This is a genomic window from Streptomyces sp. NPDC058195 (assembly GCF_042883525.1).
Classification (GTDB): Bacteria; Actinomycetota; Actinomycetes; order Streptomycetales; family Streptomycetaceae; genus Streptomyces.
On record NZ_JBHVVM010000006.1, the window covers coordinates 288,714 to 308,512 of the forward strand.

At 70.0% G+C, this 19,799-nt stretch carries 17 protein-coding genes; 8 read left to right on the top strand and 9 right to left on the bottom strand.

Translation table 11 applies throughout. From position 1 onward, the window contains the following. Window positions 1–110: 110 nt before the first annotated feature. On the top strand, window positions 111–1,262 hold the full coding sequence (locus ACFVWY_RS10775; protein ID WP_389869721.1) for a cytochrome P450: 1,152 nt from the start codon (window positions 111–113) through the stop codon (window positions 1,260–1,262). Window positions 1,263–1,285: 23 nt separating this feature from the next. On the opposite strand, the gene ACFVWY_RS10780 is transcribed toward ACFVWY_RS10775, so the two are convergent. The 9 genes from ACFVWY_RS10780 to ACFVWY_RS10820 all read right to left on the bottom strand — a co-directional run bounded on the left by ACFVWY_RS10780 (window position 1,286) and on the right by ACFVWY_RS10820 (window position 11,132). Next, window positions 1,286–2,164 (bottom strand): NmrA/HSCARG family protein, encoded by an 879-nt coding sequence (locus ACFVWY_RS10780; RefSeq protein WP_389869597.1) that lies wholly within the window; start codon window positions 2,162–2,164, stop codon window positions 1,286–1,288. Window positions 2,165–2,243: 79 nt separating this feature from the next. Continuing rightward, window positions 2,244–3,452 (bottom strand): MFS transporter, encoded by a 1,209-nt coding sequence (locus ACFVWY_RS10785; protein WP_389869599.1) that lies wholly within the window; start codon window positions 3,450–3,452, stop codon window positions 2,244–2,246. A gap of 67 nt (window positions 3,453–3,519) precedes the next feature. Beyond that, complete coding sequence (locus ACFVWY_RS10790; RefSeq protein WP_389869601.1) at window positions 3,520–3,999, bottom strand: hypothetical protein; 480 nt, start codon at window positions 3,997–3,999, stop codon at window positions 3,520–3,522. Window positions 4,000–4,219: 220 nt separating this feature from the next. Further along, window positions 4,220–5,641, bottom strand: coding sequence for an NAD(P)/FAD-dependent oxidoreductase (locus ACFVWY_RS10795; RefSeq protein WP_389869604.1), 1,422 nt, complete (start codon window positions 5,639–5,641; stop codon window positions 4,220–4,222). 480 nt (window positions 5,642–6,121) lie between these two features. Beyond that, window positions 6,122–6,721 (bottom strand): GNAT family N-acetyltransferase, encoded by a 600-nt coding sequence (locus ACFVWY_RS10800; RefSeq protein ID WP_389869606.1) that lies wholly within the window; start codon window positions 6,719–6,721, stop codon window positions 6,122–6,124. Window positions 6,722–6,854: 133 nt separating this feature from the next. Beyond that, window positions 6,855–8,300 carry a glyceraldehyde-3-phosphate dehydrogenase gene (locus tag ACFVWY_RS10805; protein WP_389869608.1) on the bottom strand — a complete coding sequence of 482 codons (1,446 nt, stop codon included), beginning with the start codon at window positions 8,298–8,300 and terminating at the stop codon, window positions 6,855–6,857. Between the two features lie 495 nt (window positions 8,301–8,795). Beyond that, the gene (locus ACFVWY_RS10810; RefSeq protein ID WP_389869610.1) at window positions 8,796–9,563 is read right to left on the bottom strand and encodes an N-acetyltransferase; all 768 of its coding nucleotides are present in this window, start codon (window positions 9,561–9,563) and stop codon (window positions 8,796–8,798) included. Between the two features lie 51 nt (window positions 9,564–9,614). Then, entirely contained in the window at window positions 9,615–9,953 is a 339-nt protein-coding gene (locus ACFVWY_RS10815; protein ID WP_389869612.1) for a GNAT family N-acetyltransferase, read from the bottom strand. 102 nt (window positions 9,954–10,055) lie between these two features. Next, on the bottom strand, window positions 10,056–11,132 hold the full coding sequence (locus ACFVWY_RS10820) for a DUF2776 family protein (RefSeq protein ID WP_389869614.1): 1,077 nt from the start codon (window positions 11,130–11,132) through the stop codon (window positions 10,056–10,058). 469 nt (window positions 11,133–11,601) lie between these two features. On the opposite strand from ACFVWY_RS10820, the gene ACFVWY_RS10825 reads away from it, so the two are divergent. The 7 genes from ACFVWY_RS10825 to ACFVWY_RS10855 all read left to right on the top strand — a co-directional run bounded on the left by ACFVWY_RS10825 (window position 11,602) and on the right by ACFVWY_RS10855 (window position 19,660). Further along, entirely contained in the window at window positions 11,602–11,760 is a 159-nt protein-coding gene (locus ACFVWY_RS10825; protein ID WP_389869616.1) for a hypothetical protein, read from the top strand. 609 nt (window positions 11,761–12,369) lie between these two features. Then, window positions 12,370–13,731 (top strand): formylglycine-generating enzyme family protein, encoded by a 1,362-nt coding sequence (locus ACFVWY_RS10830; RefSeq protein ID WP_389869618.1) that lies wholly within the window; start codon window positions 12,370–12,372, stop codon window positions 13,729–13,731. Between the two features lie 34 nt (window positions 13,732–13,765). Continuing rightward, complete coding sequence (locus tag ACFVWY_RS10835; RefSeq protein WP_389869620.1) at window positions 13,766–14,548, top strand: phytanoyl-CoA dioxygenase family protein; 783 nt, start codon at window positions 13,766–13,768, stop codon at window positions 14,546–14,548. Beyond that, entirely contained in the window at window positions 14,545–15,819 is a 1,275-nt protein-coding gene (locus tag ACFVWY_RS10840) for a formylglycine-generating enzyme family protein (protein WP_389869621.1), read from the top strand. The genes ACFVWY_RS10835 and ACFVWY_RS10840 overlap by 4 nt, the downstream gene beginning before the upstream one ends. 9 nt (window positions 15,820–15,828) lie before the next feature. Beyond that, on the top strand, window positions 15,829–17,487 hold the full coding sequence (locus ACFVWY_RS10845; protein WP_389869623.1) for an ABC transporter substrate-binding protein: 1,659 nt from the start codon (window positions 15,829–15,831) through the stop codon (window positions 17,485–17,487). Then, on the top strand, window positions 17,484–18,758 hold the full coding sequence (locus ACFVWY_RS10850; protein ID WP_389869625.1) for an MFS transporter: 1,275 nt from the start codon (window positions 17,484–17,486) through the stop codon (window positions 18,756–18,758). The genes ACFVWY_RS10845 and ACFVWY_RS10850 overlap by 4 nt, the downstream gene beginning before the upstream one ends. Continuing rightward, on the top strand, window positions 18,755–19,660 hold the full coding sequence (locus ACFVWY_RS10855; protein WP_389869627.1) for a class I SAM-dependent methyltransferase: 906 nt from the start codon (window positions 18,755–18,757) through the stop codon (window positions 19,658–19,660). Before ACFVWY_RS10850 ends, ACFVWY_RS10855 begins: the two co-directional genes overlap by 4 nt. The last annotated feature ends 139 nt before the right edge of the window (window positions 19,661–19,799 follow it).

Consider the following 19,799-nt stretch of genomic DNA (forward strand, 5'->3'; position numbering starts at 1 on the left):
CCGCCCCCGTTCCGTCTCCGTTCAGTACTTCGTCGTATCCGTGCAGACCAGGAGGTCCCGTGTCCTGCCCCGCCGACGCCCGCGTCCGCCCCGGCCCGTCCGCACCACCGATGCACCGGCTGACGTTCGAACCGGCCGGACCGCCCCGGATCGTCACGCTGCCGGACGGCGGCGAGGCATGGCTGGTGACCCGTTACGCCGACGTCCGCAAGGTCCTGACCGACAGCCGGTTCGGCCGCGCCGCGCTGCACGCGCCGGACGCCCCGTCCCGCTCCGGTGAATCCGGGCTGGTGAGCAGCCTCGACCTGATCTTCAACCAGGACGGGGAGGACCATCTCCGGCTCCGTCGCACCATGCGCCGCGCCTTCACGCCGCGTGCCGTCGCCCGCTGGCGGCCCTGGATCGAGACGATCGTGGAGCAGTGCCTCGACGAACTCGCCGCCGGTGACCGCCCGACGGACCTGGTGTCCGGGTTCACCCTGCCGCTGCCGGTCGCGGTGATCAGCAAGCTGATGGGGCTCGACCCCGATGCCCGGGACCGGCTGCGCCACTGGAGCCAGTACGCCTTCTCCGACGGATCCCATCCCGAGGAGGAAATGGCTTCGGCCCTGTCCGAGTTCGCCGCCTTCGGTGCGGAAATGCTGGCTCAGCGGCGCAAAGAACCGGGGGAGGACCTGACGAGCATGCTGGTCACGGCCGCCGACGAGGAGGGAGGAGTCCCGGAAGGCCAACTCATCGATCTGGTATGCGGTTTGGTGGTGGGTGGCCATGACAGCACCATGACGATGCTCAGCAACTCGCTGCTCTACCTGCTCGGTGAACGGCAGGAGATCTGGCCCCGGCTCGCGAAGGACGAGGAGGTGGCCGGGGCCGTGGCGGAGAGCCTGCTGCACCTGATCCCGCTCGGTGACGACCAGGGATCACCGCGTCATGCCGCCGTCGACGCGGAGGTGGGCGGGGTGGTGATCCCGGCAGGTTCGGTGGTGCTCGCCGACTGCCAGGCGGCCAACCGCGACCCCGAGGTGTTCGCCCCCCGGCCGATGGACGACCTGTGCGCGCCCCTTCCGGCGCCCACGTTGTCGTTCGGGGCGGGCGTGCACTACTGCATGGGGGCCTGGCTGGCCCGGCTGGAGCTCCAGCTCGCCCTGCACCGGCTCGCCAGCCGTTTCCCCGGGATGAGTCTGGCGCAGCCCGCCGACTCCGTGGAGTGGCACCTCGGCTCCACCTCCCGCAGTCCTCGGCGGATCAAGGTCACCTGGTAGGCCACGGCCCCGCCGGGCGGGCGTCAGGCACGGGGCTTCGGCCACTCCTGGGCGCCCGCCCACGCGGCGTAGGACGTCCAGGGCACGTCCGGGAATTGTTCCCGTAGCGCCGGGATGTCCACCTGGTAGCCGCCGTTCGCGAAGAAGCGGTACATGGCGAACATGTCGGGGTTGACGTCCCGGAGGTCTTCCAGCGGAGACTGGAGGAAGGTGACCGTGCCACCCGCCGCCCGTCCGATCTCCTCGGCCATCCGGACCGGGGTCGGATCGTCGCCCGCCACTTCGACCCGCTGTCCGATCCAGCGCTCCGGGTCGGCGACGACCGCGGCCACGACCCGGCCCAGATCCTGCCGGGCCACCTGCTGGAGCGGGGTGTCACCGGAGATCGGCATGGTGAGCAGCCCGGCGGCCACCTGGTCCCTGCCGCCCAGCGCGTTGTCGTAGAAGTAGGCGGGCGCCACCACCGTCGCGGGCAGGCCCGAGGCGGCGAGCAGCTTCTCCGTCTTCGCCTTGGTCTCGAAGTGCGGTACGCCGGTGTCCCGGTCCGCGCTCGCGACGGAGGCCATCACCAGGTGCGGCAGGGCGGCGTCCGTCGCGGCCCGCACGATCGCCGCGCCCTGGGCCAGCTCGGCGTCGAGACCGTCCTGGAACGGAGTGGTGACGGCGAACGCGGCCGATGCGCCCCGGAACGCCGCGGTCAGCGAGTCCGGGTCGGACAGGTCCCCGGGTACGAGCTGAGCCCCGGCCGCGGACAGAGCGCGGGCCCGTCCGCTGGAGGGATCCCGCACCACGGCGCGTACCGCCCGGCCCTTCTCCAGCAGAGCCGCGGCGACCGCACCGCCCTGACCGCCGGTCGCGCCGAGCACCGCGATGGGCATGAGGTCTTCTTGATCAAGTGGCATGCGTCCATGCTGACCGGACTCGGCCGAAGCCGCCACCCTGCGGCGGGCCCGGCCGACGGGGCGGCCGGTTGCCGGGGCCTCACCCGGCCCCGGGCAGTCCGCGTGCGGCGAACACGCCCGCGCCCGCGGTCAGCAGCATCACGCATCCCGCGAAGATCAGCCCGGCCGGGCGCAGCCCCAGCCAGGCGGCCAGGGCCCCGACCCCGACCACCGGCACGGAGATCCCGGCATAGGCGACGACGAAGAACGCCGAGATGGTGCCGCCGCGATGCCGGGCCGGGGCGGCGTCACTGACCAGGGTGAGCGCGGCCCTGAAGGCCAGCCCCTGGCCGGTACCGCCGAACAGGGCGCCCAGGATCAGCAGCGTCAGCGAGGCGGTGAGCAGCGACGACGCCACCAGCAGCAGTCCCGTGAACAGGACGCCGCAGCCGACCGGCAGCGCGCGCCGTCCGCCGGTCCGCCGGGTCAGGGACTGCCCTGCGGTCGAGGCGAGGAACACGGAGAAGACCACGGCCCCCGCCACGGCCAGGTTGTGCACCTCCAGGGTCTTCGCGACGAAGCTCGGGGCGACCGCGGTGAACAGGCCCAGCAGAGCGAAGCCCGCGAAGGCGGCCAGTGAGGCGGGCAGGAAGACTCCCTTGACCTCGGGGGGAACCGACAGCCCCTGGGGTCTCAGGGGCGGGCGGGGCCGGGGCCGGTCGACGGTCTCCGGCAGCAGCCAGATGATGCCGCAGGCGAGCGCGACCAGCCCGAGATGGACCCAGAACGGCAGGGTCAGCGGCCAGGGCGTGTACTGGGCCAGGATCCCCGAGAGCAGCGGGCCGCAGCCCAGACCGCCCATGTTCGCGGCGGTGGCGGCGAAGCCCGCGCGGGCGCGGTGCCCGGGAGGGGCCAGCTCGATGACGGCCGCCGTCGCCGCACCGCTCAGCAGCCCGGCCGCACAGCCGGACAGCAGGCGCCCCGCGAAGAGCAGCGGCAGCCCGCGCTCCAGCAGGAAACATCCCGCGCTCGCTGCCGACAGCCCCATGGCGACGAGCAGAACGGGCCGCCGTCCGACGTCGTCGGAGCGGTTTCCCGCCACCAGGAGCACGGTGATGACCGCGATGGCGTACACGGCGAACACCACGGTCACCATCAGTTCGGAGAACCCGATCTGCTGCTGGTAGAGCCCGTAGAGAGGGGTGGGCAGGGTGGTCCCGGCCATCCCGATGGCGAACACCGCCGCCGCGGCCGGGTAGCCGGGCCGCCACCGGCCGCGGGTGTGCGATGCGGGGGCGTGGACGGTCACTCATCTCACCTCGCGGCCGGGTCCTGGACGGCGGCTCCGGAGCGCCGGAGCCCCGGCCCCGAGGGGGTCAGTCCCAGAGTTCCTGGGTCATGACCCGTCCGGTGTGATCGGGTACGGCATCGGTGTAGACGAGCTTGATCCGGGTGAACTGCTGCACGTCGGGGTGGGCCCGGGTGGGCTCCGGGCGGTCCAGCCGCACGATGACGGGATACGAGTGGAACTTACCCGCAGCGCAGTACGGCTGACAGTCGTTCACGACATCGAGCGCCGTGCCGATGGCGGAGGAAGATCCCCAGTGCGACCAGTGGATGTCGGTGAGGCGGTTGTTGCCGTCCCCGCAGGCGAGCAGGAAGTCGCCCGGCCGTACCTGAGTGTTCGAGAAGCAGTCGATGGCCACGACACGGGCCGTCGAGTGCGAGGCCGTGGAGGCGGCCACGGACGGGCGAGCGGGCGCGGCGGTGGAAGCGGATGCCGGAAGGGAAATCGCCACGGCGAGTGCTGTGGTGGCGCACCACGTGAAAGCGGTCCTGAGCTGGTGTTTTTGCATGTCGGCTCCTCGGCTGCCTGGCGTCGGGCTGACGCCGCCGGGGGCGGTCGTCGGACGCGGCGCCCTTCTTCCAGCCGTTGTTCCTGCATCGACAATATGGCCACACCCAGTGATACACCACCCGTACGGGTGAGAACAGTGTAAAAATGGTGCGAAAGGTATTCGAGTTGTCGCCCGTCGTTCGTTGACCGCCGTGTGACCGTCGGCCGCCGGGCGGGGGTCAGACGGTGTGGCTCGGGCGGGCCGTGACCGCCTCCCACGCGGCGCGGGCCGGGCCGTCGAACGAAGGCGTGAAGTCCGGGTGCTGGTCCAGCCAGTGCGCGAGCCGGGAGCGCACCTCCTCGGTTCCGTATGCCTGATCGGCAGTCAGGACGAGATGGCGGACCTTCGCGCGGGCCCGCATGACCAGCGGGTCCTCCAGGGCACAGGCGGCGAGGGCGGCCCGTTCGCGGGCGGCCGGGGTGGCGGGCCCGGCCGCTGCCCGCACCGGGTCGGCGAGCCGGTCGGCGTCGGCCCGGTCGGCGGTGACCTGGCGGTCGAACCGCGGGCGCAGTACCTGCCCGGTCCAGCGGTGGTACGCGGCGGTGAACGACACCGGGTCCACGGCCGCGTCGGCGTGCCGGGCCACCCACTGCGCCGCCCACAGCGCCATGGACACGCCCTGCCCCGTCGTGGGATTGGTGTACACGAGGGAGTCCCCGACGCCCGCCAGGCCGGTGACCACGGGGCCGTCGGCGTCGGCCGTCGAGGTCCAGCGGTTGTGCAGGCCCCCCATCGCCAGCACCCCGGAGACGGCCGAGGGCGCCAGTGCCAGCCATGCCGCGATGGCCGGGAACGTCAGGGCGGCCCGCTCGAACACCTCGGGGTCGCGCAGCGCCGCGCGGCTCGGGTCGGCGGTGGAGACCGTCAGCGAGGCGGCGAAGACGCCGTTGTCCGAAGGGAACACCCCGCCGAGGGCGAAGGGGGCGACCGAACCGGCCCTGACGCGTCCGGGGTGGCGCGGCCCGTCAGGGCGCAGCCGGTACCAGCGGCAGAAGTACGCGATGCCCACGCGGTGGTTCTCCACGGCCACGTTCCGGCAGCCCGCCCCGGCGAGCCACCCGGGCACCGGCGACCGGCGACCGGCGGCGTCGAGCACCAGATCAGCCGTGTACGCCCGCGACCCGGACCGTACGCCCGTGACCCGGGGGACCTCGCCCCTCCGGTCGACGAGGAGCCCGTCGGCGGCCTCCCCGAGCCGTACGTCCACGTCCGGCTCGCGGTCCACCGCCTCGTGCAGCGCGGCCTCCAGGACGATCCGCCGGGACTGAAGGGTCACGAGGTCGTCGTCGCCGGGGCGGGCGGGCGGGCGCTCGTCGAACCAGTCGAGCTCATGGTGCTCGCGCGCGCCCATCCGCAGCATCGCGCGGTACACGTCCGGGGCCTCCGCGCGCAGCACGGTCCGTACCGGCGCCAGGAGGCCGTGCGGCTGGACCGCGTGAGGAACGCCGGGCCGGTTCCAGCGGAAGAAGTCTCTGTCGAGGTCGCTTCCCGGTCGGTGGCCGTCCCGTTCGAACAGTGTGACCCGGTGGCCCTGGCGTCCCAGGAACAGCGCGGCGGCCAGGCCGCCCATGCCACCGCCGATGATCGCGACCCGCGTCAATGTGGCCCCCTCCGTGCCGTGTTGCGGCCCCACCGTAGCCCGGGGAGCGAGGAGGCGGACCGAAAGCGCCGGGGTCTCAGGGGTGTTGGGCCAGCCGTCCGGCCGCCGCTCTCGGCCTGCGTGGCGCCTCCGCCCGTTCCGGGCTCCGCTGGCCGGGCGCCACACGGGTGCTCACCCCGTCGGGCGGCACGTGGAGTTCGGTTCCGGCCGGACGGTTCACCTACGTCATCGAGGGCGCCCTGGCCGCCGCCTTCGGGCCCTCGTTCTGTCCGGGAGCAGGGAGCAGGGAGCAGGGAGCAGGGAGCAGGGAGCAGGGAGCCGGGGGCCGGGGGCCGGGGGCCGGGGGGCATCGGCACCGGCACCGGCATCGGCGGTCCGGCGGTCCGCTCCCGAGGACATCTCCGGCGCGGTGGCTAAGACCGTCGTGACCGGCGTCCGCCGAGCACACCGCGTGACCGGTCCTGGACGTCCCGGGCGCGATCAGAGCGGGCCCGGGGCGTCACCGCCGAGACGGGCGTGCAGATGCTGGTCGTGCCATCCGTCCGCGTGCAGCAGCGCGCCGCGCATGACGCCCTCGGGGGCGAAACCGGCTTTGAGCGCCACTCGGCAGGAAGCGGGATTGGCCGTTGAGTGGCACAGCCGCAGGCGGTGCAGCCCCAGCTCGTCCAGGGCCCACCGGCTGACCCGTTCCACGGCCCCGGCCGCGGCGCCCCGGCCGCGGGCCGCGGGCAGGAGCCAGTAGATGATCTCCGCGCTGCCGCCTTCGAGGGCAACGTCGTTCAGCCCGACGAGCCCTGTGGCGTCGCCGCCCGGCCGGGCCAGGGCCCAGACCGCGCCCGTCTCCGCGCGCCAGCGGCCGTGCATGCGCGCGATCCGCTCGCGGGCCTCCTGCGCCGACGCCACGGTGAAGAGGTTCCACCGGCGAATCGCCGGATCCTGGCCCGCGGCCATCAGGGCCCCCGCGTCCTGCGTCCGCCAGGGGCGCAGCTCCGCGCCGCCCGGGAGCCCGAGCACAGGCTGGTCCTCGCGGCCCATCCGGCCTGCCCGAACGACCGGGGACATGGGTGTGTCGTTGATCATCCGGGCATCGTGCCACAGCACTTCGGGCACGCGGCTGCGGGTGCGCGGCCTGCGCGAAGGGCCGCCCGGACGCGGAAGGGGCGCCCGGCGAGCACATGCTCGCCGGGCGCCCTCAGCAGCGCGGAACCCGGGGTCAGACGGCCGGGGCCGGGAAGGTCGGGTACTCCACGCCGGAGACCTGCTGGACGACGCGGATCACCTGGCACGAGTAGCCGAACTCGTTGTCGTACCAGAGGTAGAGGATCGCGTTGTCGCCGTCGACCTTGGTGGCACCCGCGTCGACGATCGAGGCGTGGCGCGAGCCGATGAAGTCGCTCGACACCGCGTCGGGGGCGGTGATGAAGTCGATCTGACGCCTGAGCGGCGAGGTCAGCGACACGTTGCGGAGGTAGCCGAGAACCTCCTCGCGGCTCGTCTCACGGCCGAGCCGCAGGCTCAGGATCGCGATCGACACGTCCGGCACCGGAACCCGGATCGAGCTGCCGGTGATCGGCGCATCCAGCTCGGGCATGGCCTTGGCCACCGCGGAGGCGGCGCCGGTCTCGGTGATGACCATGTTCAGCGGCGCGGAACGACCACGGCGGTCGGCCTTGTGGTAGTTGTCCAGAAGGTTCTGGTCGTTGGTGAACGAGTGGACGGTCTCCACGTGGCCGCGGAGCACACCGTACTCGTCCGCCATCGCCTTCAGCGGCGGCACGATCGCGTTGGTGGTGCAGGACGCGCAGGAAAGGATCCGCTCGTCCGGCTTGATGGTGTCGTGGTTGACGCCGTGCACGATGTTGGGCACGTCGCCCTTGCCCGGAGCGGTCAGGACGACCTTGTCGACGCCGGGGCGCAGGTGCTTGGAGAGCCCCTCGCGGTCGCGCCACTTGCCGGTGTTGTCGATGAGGATGGCGTCCTTGATGCCGTACGCCGTGTAGTCGATCTCGGTGGGGTCGTTGGCGTAGATCACCTTGATCTCGTTGCCGTTGGCGACGATGGTGTTCGTCGCCTCGTCAACGGTGATCGTGCCCTGGAACTGGCCGTGGATCGAGTCGCGGCGCAGCAGCGAGGCACGCTTCACGATGTCCTGGTCGCCACCGCCGCGGACGACGATGGCACGCAGCCGCAGTCCGTTGCCGGAACCGGCCTTCTCGATGAGCAGCCGGGCGACGAGGCGGCCGATTCGGCCGAAACCGTACAGGACGACGTCGCGTCCCTCCCCGCGCTGCAGCTTGTTGGTGCCCGTGGCGCCCGCGACGGCCTCGGCGGTGAACTCCTCCACCGGGAGGCCGCGCTCGTCGGCGGCGTAGGTCGCGGCGAGCATGCCGATGTCGATCTGGGAAGGGCCGAGGTCGAGCGTGGTCAGGGCCTGGAGGAACGGCAGCGTGTCGGTGACCGACAGTTCCTCACCGGCGATCTGGCGGGCGAATCGGTGGGTCTTCAGGATGCTGACCACCGACTTGTTGACCAAGGAGCGGCTGTGGAGCAGAACCGTTACGTCCCGCTCGCGGTGCAGTTTCCCGATGACCGGGATCATCGACTCCGCGATCTCCTCGCGGTGCTTCCAACTGGTGAACGAGTCGTCATTGACAGTCACAGGTTTATCTTTCGAGCTAGGCGGCGCTCATATGGTAACCCCATGCTCCTTTGATCATCTAAGGGGGCCGCGTCGAGCGAAAGGAACAGGACGCCGGTAAACCCCTCCGCGAGGCCGCCCCGCGCGTACGGGCGCTCCGCCCGCGCGAAGAGAACCGAACCCTGCCCCCGCGCGTGGACGAGCGCTCCGCCCGCGCGCCGACGTTCCACGGGGTGGCCTCGGGCGCGTTGCCGCGCGCGTGCTCCGCGGCTGGGCCGGTCGAGGTGATGTGGGTCAGTCTGTCCGGGGGCTGGACCGTCGGCGACAGAGCTGGCGCCGGGGCCCCTGCGAGCACGGCAGTGGCATCGCCTGGGCCGTCGCCGCCCCGGCCGCCGCGCCCGTCGCCCTGGCGGCCCTCCCGGACCGGCACCGGGCAGACGCCCCCTGCGGGGACCGGTGCCTCGGGCGGGCGGCGTCCGCGGTCGCCGATATGCTGACGCGGCCGGTGCGCGGGGCTCAGCCGGTACGCGGTTCGACGGGGTGCCGGATCCAGACGTTGGGTTCGACGTAGACGGCGTGGTCGTGCGTGGTGTCGCAGTGGACCGGTGCCAGCGCGCCGGGTACGTCGACGGCACCGTCCCGGTCGAACGGCAGGCCGGTCCACCGCCGCCAGTCGGCCAGCGAACCGGCCACCGTCATGGACGCCGGCGCGACCTTCTCGACGGTGCCGCCCGCCCTGACGTGCACCCGCACCCATGGGTCGGCCGGCAGCCCGTCGTCCCGGTACCGGCGGAGGTAGTCGGCCATGGGGACGCGCGGTTCCAGGTGCTTGGCCGTCGGGCGGACCGGCGCCAGCAGGGCGTCGTGACCCTGTCGTCCGACCGCCTCCCGCAGCGCCGCCAGCATCCGGTAGGACAGGCCCCGGCCGAGGTGGCCGATGTCCAGCGTGATCTCCAGCGCGCTGGCCGCCGTCGGCGAGCGCCCGGCCCGCCGGTCCTGGAACGCCCAGACCAGCACCCGGTCCCAGCCCTGGTCGGGCATCTCCTCACGGCCGTCGAGCCTGGAGTGGAACGGCACGCTGAAGCCGCGCGCCACGACCCGTTCGCCGTCCGTCGCCACCACGCAGTACTCCGGGAACTCCACGGGGACCTGGCTCAGCAGCGCGTTCGCGGCCGGTTCATGATGGGTGAAAACGGGCCAGGAGTCGTTGATCTCGTAGAGCCGCGGGATCAGCGAGGGCCGCTCGGCCAGCGGGGTGATCCGGATGCTGTCGTTCTCTGTCACGACGCAGGACCCTGGCACAGTCCGCGCTCAGAGACCAAGGGAATATGCAGGTCAGGCGCGGTCGCCCTGAAGCCACTCAAGGATTTCCGGAGTCACCGGGTCGGTGATGTCGGCGAACTCGTCGTGCTTCTGGAGGTACTTGGCCACGTACGGGCAGACGGGGACGATGCGCATTCCGCTGCTCCGTACGTCGTTGAGGGCCGCCGTCACGAGCACCGATGCCAGCCCGCGGCCGGCGAAGGCGTCGTCGATCTCGGTGTGGTAGAAGACCCGCTGCCCGTCCCGGTCGCGGTAGACGGTGAAGCCCGCGGGCGCGCCGTCGGCCTGGATGGTGTACCGGTGACGTGCGTCGACGCGCTCCACGACGGGGGCGGGGGTGTCCTGGCTCATGGTGGTCCGTTCCTGGTGGGGCGGGGGAGAAGGCGGTGACCAGGGTATCCCCGGCCCTCACCGAAGCGTTCGGAGGCGTGCTCCGCGGCTCGGAGCACCGCCTCACGCGGGTGTGTCCTCGCCGCTGCCGCTGGTCCCGCTCTCCAGGATGGAGACGATGGAGAACAGCGAGAAGCAGATGCCCCCCAGACCGACCAGGACACGGGCCGCGACGACCACGGCGGGATCGGCGGACTCGAAGAGGAACGACGAGAGGAACAGGCAGAGCAGCGCCGTGCCGACCGGGATCAGCGGAACCCGGTTCGCCAGGGGGGCCTTGCGCCGCCAGACGAGTGCGAGCAGCAGCACCTTGCTGAGGATGCTCCAGCAGATCAGCCCCAGCCCGATCAGAACGTACGCGGCGGCCAGTTGCGAGGGCCGGGTGTGCACGGAGAGGACGGTCAGCGCCCAGACGATGCCGATGGCGCCCAGGACGGCCGCCGACGCGGGCCACAGGACGCGCTCCCTGGGGGTGTAGGTGTTCTGGATCTGCCGCAGAATGCTGGCCACGAGCCCGATGAGGCACGTGCAGACGAGTGCCAGGCCCACCATCACGTGCCCGGCGGTGAAACGTCCTGCCGCCCGTCCGCCGCCTCCACCCGCCAGCAGCGTGAAGGCCCACGCCCAGGTGACCAGGGACGCGAGGACCGGAAGCGCGGTCAGGGCCCGGACGGCGGTTCGGCCGAACGGCGCGGGCGAACGCGGAGGCGAGCCCTCCGGCAGCGCCGAGTTCCCGGTGATCAGGACGAACCGGGTGGAAGCCGTGGCCACGCACGAGACGCAGACGCAGATCATGCCGACTCCGAAGATCACGTGCCCGGCGACGAAGTCGGGGGGCGGTCGTGGGCTCTCGGTGAGCAGGCTCAGTCCGTAGCCCACGGTGACACCGCTGACCGCGAAGCCGAACACCGGGTACAGCAGCCGGTCCAGTGCGGTGTAGCGGCCGATGAGCTGTCTGATGATGGTCGCCGCGGTGGCGAACAGGCACAGGCAGATGGCCGCCAGGAAAATGAGGACCAGACCCGCGACGCGCGCGCTCGGCCCGTACGCGTGCGCGAGCACGTATCCGCCGAGCGCGGCCGACACCGCGCCCATGAGCAGGGGAATGGCTCGGAACAGGACGCTGATCTTGTGGTTCATCAGGCCTCCCGGCGATGGGCATCCCCACCATCGTTGTGCGGGTCCTGTCGCGCTGCCACCCGGAGGCCACTCCGGCCCCGGAGCGCGACGGTCCCTGCGCACTGCGATGTCACCCAAGGCCAGCGGTGGTTCCGTGCGGTCTGAGCGGTCTGAGCGGTCTGAGCGGTCTGAGCGGTGTGATCGGCGTGATCGGCAGGGCGGGCTCGGGGAGGCGGTCGCCGGGGTACTCCCGGACCTCGCCGACGGGCGCGGAGGCGTTCTCCCCGTCCTCGCGGGCCGGGACGATGCCGTCGTGGCTGCGGCCGGTGAAGTTCCACCGCCACGCGGTTCGCGCTCCTGCCCAGGTCAGGCGGTTGGCGGACCGCCTGTGGCCAGCGAGACGCCAGCATCGGATGACACCCGGGCCGTGCGCGGCCACGGCACCTCCTGCAACCAGCTCTGCTCGGGCCCGGACCGGGAGCCCCGATCCGTGGACGGCCCCATCGTGCGACAGCCGCGGTCGTACGAGGAGCTGACGGACACCGGCCCCGTGCCGTGGGCACTTCGGCCGGGGCCGACGGCGCAGGCCCAGGGCGCCGTGCTGCCCGAGGAGCGAACCTCGACCGTCGCCGTACGCCCTGGACCGTAGAGCGGGTGTCCCCGGGGCGGAGTAGCCCCGGTCCGGGAGCGCCCGGGTCCGGGCGGCGGCGGACTGTCAGCCAGTCATGAGGGCGGGCAGGAAAGGCCGATCGGTCAGGGCCGGGCCGGAGCGGCGCCGCCACGGAAGGCGGCAGACCGCAGGCCACACCAGCGCGTCGCAGCTCCGTCCCCGGCTCACCAGCGCCTCCGGTCGGCAGCCAGACCGCAGAGAATCAGCCGTCCATTAATATTTGGCCGAAATTAGATCCGATGGAAATCGGATTCCTTGATTCCGTACTTACGCCCCGTCGTCGCGCCCCCATGTTAAATGATCATAAAGGTCGGCGAAACGGGCGGGGTGTCAATCGATAAACCGGCCGAAGTGTGAAACGTGCCCCACGTCACACTTGCGTTTATCAAATTTCAAGACCTACTGTTCCGGGGTATTAGAGAAACGCGAAGGAGGTGATTCAGATGCAGTACTCCGCGCAGTGGAAGGCGGCCCGCGAGGCCCGTAAGAACCGCCCGGTCCTGGCCCTTGGCAACAAGTGGTAATACCGGATCCCACATCGGGCACACAGGCGCTGCCTGTGTGCCCGGTGTCGTTCTAGGAGACGAATTGACTGAATGGACTTCCGTCCTGGCGGAGTTGTCGAAGGCCGGCGTCGCAGGCGATAGCTCTCGCATTGGATCCGGACTGGCCGAGCTGGCCTCTGCGGTACGCAAGGCACCTGAGCAGGACATCGAAAATATCGCCGCTGCGGCTGCTATGCATGAAATGCCGTGGGTTCGGCAGTGCCTCATGAACGCTCTCGTGCGGCGTGCTCCGAACCATGCCGATGTTCACGATGCGGTGACCTGGCTGACTCATGATTACGAAGACTTTGTCGCCTTTGACGCTTTGGAACTCGCCGGGCGCCTCCGGCTTACCCAGGCTCTTCCCGAACTGCTCCTCATCATCGGCCGGGCAAGTCGCCGCCTGAGCCATGAGGCGGGAAAACCCGTGGGAATAGGTCACGCTGTGGCGCTGCGTGCCATTACCGCGATAGCGGGTACCGCGGACCCCGATTCTCTGGCCAAGCTGGAAGACGAGATCTTCCCGGACGGATACGACCTGAACTCGTATCCGGCGGCGGAGACCCAGGACGCGCGGCACGCGGGCGCCCACGGCCACGAAGGCATGGTGCGTGTGCCCGCCGGCTCGGTCACGGGCGGACCGCCCCGGGCCTTTGACCGGGACTCGCTCGTGTTCGACTGGGACGACCCTCAGGAGGAGCGTTCCTGCGGGGATTTCATGATCGATGTGCTGCCCGTCAGCAACGCCGAGTACGACGCCTTCGCGGTCAGTGCCGCGGCCGCCGATCACACGTACTGCCATCCCGCAGAACAGCCCGACAAGATCCACCTGCGCAACACGCTGCTGGACCGGCGCAGTGGCCCCAGTCATCCGGTGACCGGCGTGGACTGGTTCGACGCCTACGCGTACGCGCGAGCACACGGCAAACGGCTCCCGGACGAGACGGAGTGGCAGGCGGCGGCACAGGGCCCCGACGGCCGCGCGTATCCGTGGGGCGACGCCTTCGACTCCACCCGCACACATGCCTCGTCGTTCCGGGCCGAGCCCGGCTGGGCGGGCGTCGAAGCGTGGCGTCGGCACCTCCTGGACATCGTGGACTCCTCGCCCGCGATCACCACCGTTCCCCGGGGGATCGTGGGCAGCGAGAGCCCGTACGGCGTCCAGGACATGTCGGGCAACGTGTGGGAGTGGACCGCCACGTCGTCGGACGGCCCGCCCTTCAGCCCCCTCGACGGCGGCCGGGACGCACTTGAGGTGATCTACGACCAGCGCTCCTACGCCGTCATCAAGGGAGGCACGTGGACCTCCCTTCCGGAGCAGGTGTCCGTAGCCTTCCGCGGGCGCGATCTGGCCCTCGACCGGCACTTCGAGATCGGGTTCAGATGTGTCTGCGACTGCTCGTGATTCTCTGAGAAAGCAAGAAAAATACGGAGTTTCCATGCCTGGCCGATACCGCTTCTCCGGTGAAGTAACAGCACAGGAGAAAGCCTTCTACGAAGAGAATGGCTTCGTCATCTATGAGGGTTTTCTCAGCTCTGAAGAAGTCGCCCGAATCACTGCAGAGGCCGAAGCGTATCAAGAGATGATCCGAGGCGGGAAAATTCCTGCCGAGCGCATCGACAAGGCGATCCCGGTCGCACGTGACGAGAAGGGTGAGATCGCCTACTACCATCGGCTCAACTATTTTACCAAGCATTCGCAGACCTCTGCTGAGCTCGTCGATTCACGTGCGATGGACGCTATTCGCGTAGGTCTGGGAAGCGCGCACCACCGGCTCCTGCAGAATTCACTCAACGGCGTCGTCTGGCAGTTGAAGACCGGCGAGTCGCGCAGTGGCTACTCGCGTATTCGGTGGCATGGTGATTTCCCGCCCGGACATGAACTGTCTCCTGCGTTCACCGCGGGCATCTACCTCAACGACTCGAACCGCTTCAACGGCTGTCTCGCCGTTATCCCCGGATCGCACCGAGACCCGGTCGGCCCGGTGGCTCCCGAACCTTTCTACGTCGAGGTGAAAGCGGGCGATCTCGTCTGCCACGACGAGTGGATTTACCACGGGTCCGAGGCGATGCCCCGCCGGGACGACCGGCGGGCGACACTGTACTTCTATTACTGCGCCGGCCGCGGTGCGGTAGATGAGAATGCCGATTCCTCTCGCTACGAGCACATATCCGCAGCGGATTCGCTCTTCGTCAGCGCCGCGTCCGAGGAGACTTCGTGAATCCGTCCACCCCGCTTGCCGAAGGCGAAGCAGCGGCATGGGCACTGCTGCAGTCCACAACCCCCACAGCGACCACGGTGGACGACCTGCGTACGGCCGTGTCCACGCTGGCGCGGGCCGTCGCCGAGGGGCGCTTCCCCGCGGACGACCTGTGGGCCGTCGGGGCCATGCACCCTCATGCCGCCGCGCGGCTCGCCGTCTTGCAGGTGGCTGCCGAACAGCCCAAGGACGAGGAAGCCGCAGCGCTGTTGGCCTGGGCGGTCAACGACGCGGACGATCGCGTCTCCGTCGCAGCGCTCGACGCGATACGCGAGCACGGTGCCCTCAGCACCATAGACGAGGTCTTCGTCGCAGCCGGCCGGTCCGCCGCGGCGTTCGACGGAGCCACCTCCGCGCCCGGAGACATCAGGCGCAACGCAGGGGTGACAGCCCTCTCCTCGCTCATCGGCCGGCACGACGACCCCGCCGCAGAGCGGGGCAGGCTCGTCATGAGCAGTGGAAGCCGACGCCCCGATCTGCGAAGCGTCGGTTTCGACACCACGGGAATGATCGAAATCCCGGCGGACTCCACACCTGGCTCGCGGGCTTTCTGCATAGACGCCCACCCGGTCACCTGGGCTGACTACGCCCGCTTCGTCGACGCGGTTCGCGAGCACGGTCCGCTGTGGAGCCACCCCGGCCAGGACGCGCAGCACGACCACGACGTCCTGCGTCACGTGTCGCACGACCAGCGAGAAGAGCTGATGCGGCACCCCGTCACCCACGTCTCCTGGTTCGACGCCTGGGCGTACGCCACCTGGAGCGGCAAGAGGCTTCCCAGTGCTGCTCAGTGGGAGCGCGCGGCAGGGCTCCTGGCCGGGCACTCCCGCCCCTGGGGCGAAGAAGCGCCCACGCCCGCCCACGCCCGGTGCTGGGAGCCGGACCGGGGAGACGTCACGCGGGCATACGTCAGCGGAGACCTCACCGAGCTGACCAGCAGGGTCGGCGCACACCCGCGGGGGGCTTCGGAGGCCGGAGTCATGGACCTCCTCGGGAACGTCTGGGAGTGGACGCGGACGCGCTACCTCGACGGTCACGAGATCACTCCTTTCGTCGGCGCGGCCTCGTACACCGACAGCACGGGTAACTGGACCCTCACCGCCTGTGTCAAGGGCGGGAGCTGGGCCACACCGCCGGACGAGCTGAGCAGCGCGACGCGGGTGGCCAAGCACGTACTGCAGCACGGTCCGGAGACCGGCTTCCGCTGCGTCATCGAACCGAACGGGGAGTGATCTCACTCAGTGGACAGGACATCGCCCAGCCTGGTCATCGGCGCCTTCGACGAGCCGGCCACACTGGATCCGCACAAGGCGTTCGACACGGCGTCGAGGCACCCCCTCGTCAACATCTACGACGGGTTGTACCAGCTCTCGCCGGACCGGGTGATCGTGCCCGCGCTCGCCGAAGCGCTGCCGGTACTGGAGCAGAAGGGGACCGAGGTATGGGCAACGGTGCCCGTGCGCGAAGGTGTCCGCTTCCATGACGGATCGGTCATGCGCCCGCACGACGTCGTCTACTCGCTGCGGCGCATGGCGATCACCGCCACCGGACCCGCCTCGCTGTGGGGCGATGCCCTGTTGGGTGAGCCGCTGACGGACATCGACGCCGCGGTGGCCGGAGCCATGGCCGAGCGGATCCAGATCACGAGCGACGGACTCCTGCTGAAGCTGCGGGGGAACTTCAACCCACTGACCGCGTTCCTCGTCGAGTGGTCGCTCGTCGTGAGCCAGGAATGGTCCGTGGCGGCAGGTGGCTGGGACGGCGACATCACGTCGATCCCGCAGTTCATCAACGCCGGAACCAGCGAGATCGACGCCACCACCAACGGCACGGGCCCGTACGCGCTGGCGGAGTGGAACCGCGAGGAGCGCTTCATGCGTTTCACTCGTCACGACGCGCACTGGTCGGACCTCGAGAGAACTCCCGCCGAGGTGACACTGCGCTCGGAGGACGATCGATTCGTGCGGGAGAACGAGTTGCTGACCGGGAAGAGCGACTTCTCGGTCTGCCAGCCGGAGTCCCGCGAGCGCCTCGGCGATCTCGGCGGCATCATGCTGGAAAAGCAGCCCGGCGAGTGGAGCTTCACGCCGGTGGGCTTCATCAACCAGAACGTGGCGAAGGATTCCCCTGCCCTCGGCTCCGGTGCGTTCGGACCGGACGGCATCAGGGCTGACGCGTTCTCCGACATCCACCTCCGGCGCATGCTCGGGCATGCCTTCGACCACGACAGGTACATCAAGGAGGTCCTGGACGGCGAAGGTCTGTACCACCCGGTACCTTTCCCGCTCCCCGCCCTGCCCGGTGGCGCGCCCGCACTCGCACCGTACGACCTCGCCCTCGCGCGGGCGGAGTTCGAGCAGGCCTGGGACGGCGAGGCGGCGCGCAAGGGACTCCGGCTCGTGATGCACACGCACGCGGCCAACATCTCACGCGTGCGCGCGGCGGAGATCATGGCTGACGGGCTGCGCCAAGTCCATCCCGGAATAGTGGTGGAGACCGAGGCGCTCGACTTCGTCGCACTGATGAGTTCGCTCTACAGCGGACTCAGCCCGCTGACGTGGCTCGGCTGGTCAGCCGACTACCCGCACCCCTACGCCTTCGCGTCGACCCTGCTGGACGAGCGCGCCCCGCTGCCGAGTGTTCTCGGCATCTCCGGGCCCGCGCTCGCCGAGCTCCTGGCCCGCGCCCAGCATTCGACAGAGGACGAGGCTGGTGAGCACTACCGCCGGATCTCCGACTACTGCCGGGAGGAGTCGTTGTTCGTGGCCGTCCCCGGCAAGGTCAGCTACCTGACGTACGCCGATCGCTGGGAAGGGGTCCGGCTGAAGAACGAGATGGGCAATATCCTCGACTTCAGCAGCTTCCGGCTTCGTGAGGGATCCGGAGAGGCTCCCTCATGACGGTGAGCGCAAGCTACCGGGCTCAGCTGAGAAACAAACCCTTCCGCCGGTACTTCATCGGCGAAACCGTGTCGAGCGTCGGCGACGCGATGACGGACATCACGATCGTCATGCTCGCGATCAGCTTGCTCGCGGCCGACGACCGTCCGATGGGGATCGCTGTCGCCGCAGGGGCCTACCTGGTTCCGAGCATGGTCAGTGGCGTGCTCATGGCGCGCCGGATCGGAGGGCTGAGCGGTCGCACCATGCTGCTGGCCGACAACCTGTGGCGTGGCACGCTACTGGGTCTCGTCGCGCTTCTGGCCGTCACGTCCCACCTGAGCTTCACCTGGTGCGTGGTCCTGCTGGCGCTGTCCTCGGTCACTCGCCCTCTCAACGGCACCGGCGCCAGGGCCATCGTGAGGGAGGTGGCACCGGAGGACCAGCACTTCACGGCGAACTCCCTCGTCGGACTGGCCGTACAGTCCGCCTCCCTCATCGGCCCCGCTACCGCGGGATTCTTCTGCACGTGGTTCGGTCCGGGGCTGACGCTCGGCCTTGACGCACTGAGCTTCTTCCTCTTCGCCGGGGCTCTGCTGCTGATACCCCGGTCCGCGGTGACGCGGTCATCGCAGGACACAGGACCGGACGCGGAGCCTGAACCGGCGGTGAAGCCGACGGGTGTGCTGCGATCGCTCCGAGTCCCCGGTATCGGCGCGCTGTTCGGCCTGACGGCGGTCTTCTACCTTCTGTACGGGCCCTTCGTCGTGGGGCTTCCCCTGATGACGGAAGAACGGTCGTACGGCCTGGGAACCGGGTCGGCGCTGGGTGTCCTGTGGAGCGCGTTCGGTCTGGGCGCGGTGGCCGGCGGTCTCGTGGCCGGCCGTTTCGCCGGCCTCGCCCACGTACGGATCGCCGCTCTCAGCGCCGCGGGCTGGGGCGTCGCCATGTTCATCGTCGCGATGCCCGTGCACTACTACGTGGCTCTCGTGGCGATGTTCCTCGGGGGCCTTTCCTACGCGCCCTACGGGCCGATCGTCAGCACGGTCATGCAGCGGGAACTGCCGCCAGCACAACTCAACGAAGTCAGCTCCTACTACGGTTCGATGACCAGCTTCGCCTCGCCGATGGGCACGTTCGCCGGCGGTGCTGCCGTCGGACTCATCGGTGCCTCGAACAGCATCCTGTCCGTCGGTGCGATCCTCGCCGCGGTGGGCGTCCTGATCTCGCTCATGGCACGGCCGAAGGGGCGCAAAGTGCCGCATTACTCAATATCCGGGAGGGCTGGATGAGTCAGCAAAAAGAAACTGATGTCTCCTGGTTCACCGCGCTCGCGGTGCGCGATCGCGTCCGGCAGCTCAGTCCCACAGCGGCTGCCGTGCCGTTCTTCGAAGCACTGGACCTCCCCGATGACGAGGAATCCGTCATCGACGAGAACTTTCATGACAAGGAAGCGCCGCACTACCAGGCCTACTGCGAGATCCCCCGCACGAAGATCTCGGAAGCGTGGCTCCTCGACTGGATTCAGGAGCGGACCCCAGAAGGCATCGTCCTGGACCTCGGCAGTGGCACGGGCAGGGTGGCCGAACACATCGCATCGTCCACCCGTCGCGTCATCGCGGTGGACCGTTCCGCCGGGATGCTGGAGTACGCGCGCCAGTGCTTCCCTCCGGAGAGGGGAGTCGTCCTTCGGTCCGACATCCGGAGCCTTCCCCTCAAGGACGGGGTGGTCGATGGGGTCGTCTGCTCGGGCGTACTCCACCATCTCCCTGAATGGCGGCGCGCGCTGCGAGAGGCGGCGCGCGTTCTGCGCCCCGGCGGGCGGCTCATCGTGCGGGAACCCAATGCCCGCTATGCGGGCAACCTCTTCGAGCCCGCCGAGAAGCTGATGAACTGGCTGGCCACCACCGGTCGTACGGCTCAGGGGGCGGCGGAGGGGGAACCGCAGGAAGGCCTGTCACCTGTCGAGGAGCCTCTCTCCCCCGCGCACTTGGTGGACGCCGCCAGGGCCGAGGGGTTCGAAGTCGCGGCACTGGGGTCGGCCATGCTCTTCGGCTCGCTCGGAATCCCGGGCGAAGCTGCCTGGCAGAGCCTGTACTTCCAGCCCGCGAACCTCGTCGACCGTCTGATGCTCCGTTACAGCAACCATGACCGCGGGGCCTTGCTGCTCTCCGTTCTCGTCAAGCGCTGGTGAACCAGTGTGGTGCGCCAGAAGCCGGGGCCGGACCGAGGCCCGCGCTCTCTGGCGCACCACACTGGCGCGCGAGGGGCAGGCCGAGGTCTGAAGCGCCGTACGTTCCCCTGACGAGGCGCCGGTGAACGTGGCGCCGGTG

Bases quoted from the DNA above. Each gene is read 5' to 3' on its own strand.
- ACFVWY_RS10775 (WP_389869721.1), top strand. From the start codon at position 111: ATGCACCGGCTGACGTTCGAACCGGCCGGACCGCCCCGGATCGTCACG.
- ACFVWY_RS10780 (WP_389869597.1), bottom strand. From the start codon at position 2,164: ATGCCACTTGATCAAGAAGACCTCATGCCCATCGCGGTGCTCGGCGCG.
- ACFVWY_RS10790 (WP_389869601.1), bottom strand. From the start codon at position 3,999: ATGCAAAAACACCAGCTCAGGACCGCTTTCACGTGGTGCGCCACCACA.
- ACFVWY_RS10800 (WP_389869606.1), bottom strand. From the start codon at position 6,721: ATGATCAACGACACACCCATGTCCCCGGTCGTTCGGGCAGGCCGGATG.
- ACFVWY_RS10815 (WP_389869612.1), bottom strand. From the start codon at position 9,953: ATGAGCCAGGACACCCCCGCCCCCGTCGTGGAGCGCGTCGACGCACGT.
- ACFVWY_RS10820 (WP_389869614.1), bottom strand. From the start codon at position 11,132: ATGAACCACAAGATCAGCGTCCTGTTCCGAGCCATTCCCCTGCTCATG.
- ACFVWY_RS10835 (WP_389869620.1), top strand. From the start codon at position 13,766: ATGCCTGGCCGATACCGCTTCTCCGGTGAAGTAACAGCACAGGAGAAA.
- ACFVWY_RS10850 (WP_389869625.1), top strand. From the start codon at position 17,484: ATGACGGTGAGCGCAAGCTACCGGGCTCAGCTGAGAAACAAACCCTTC.
- ACFVWY_RS10855 (WP_389869627.1), top strand. From the start codon at position 18,755: ATGAGTCAGCAAAAAGAAACTGATGTCTCCTGGTTCACCGCGCTCGCG.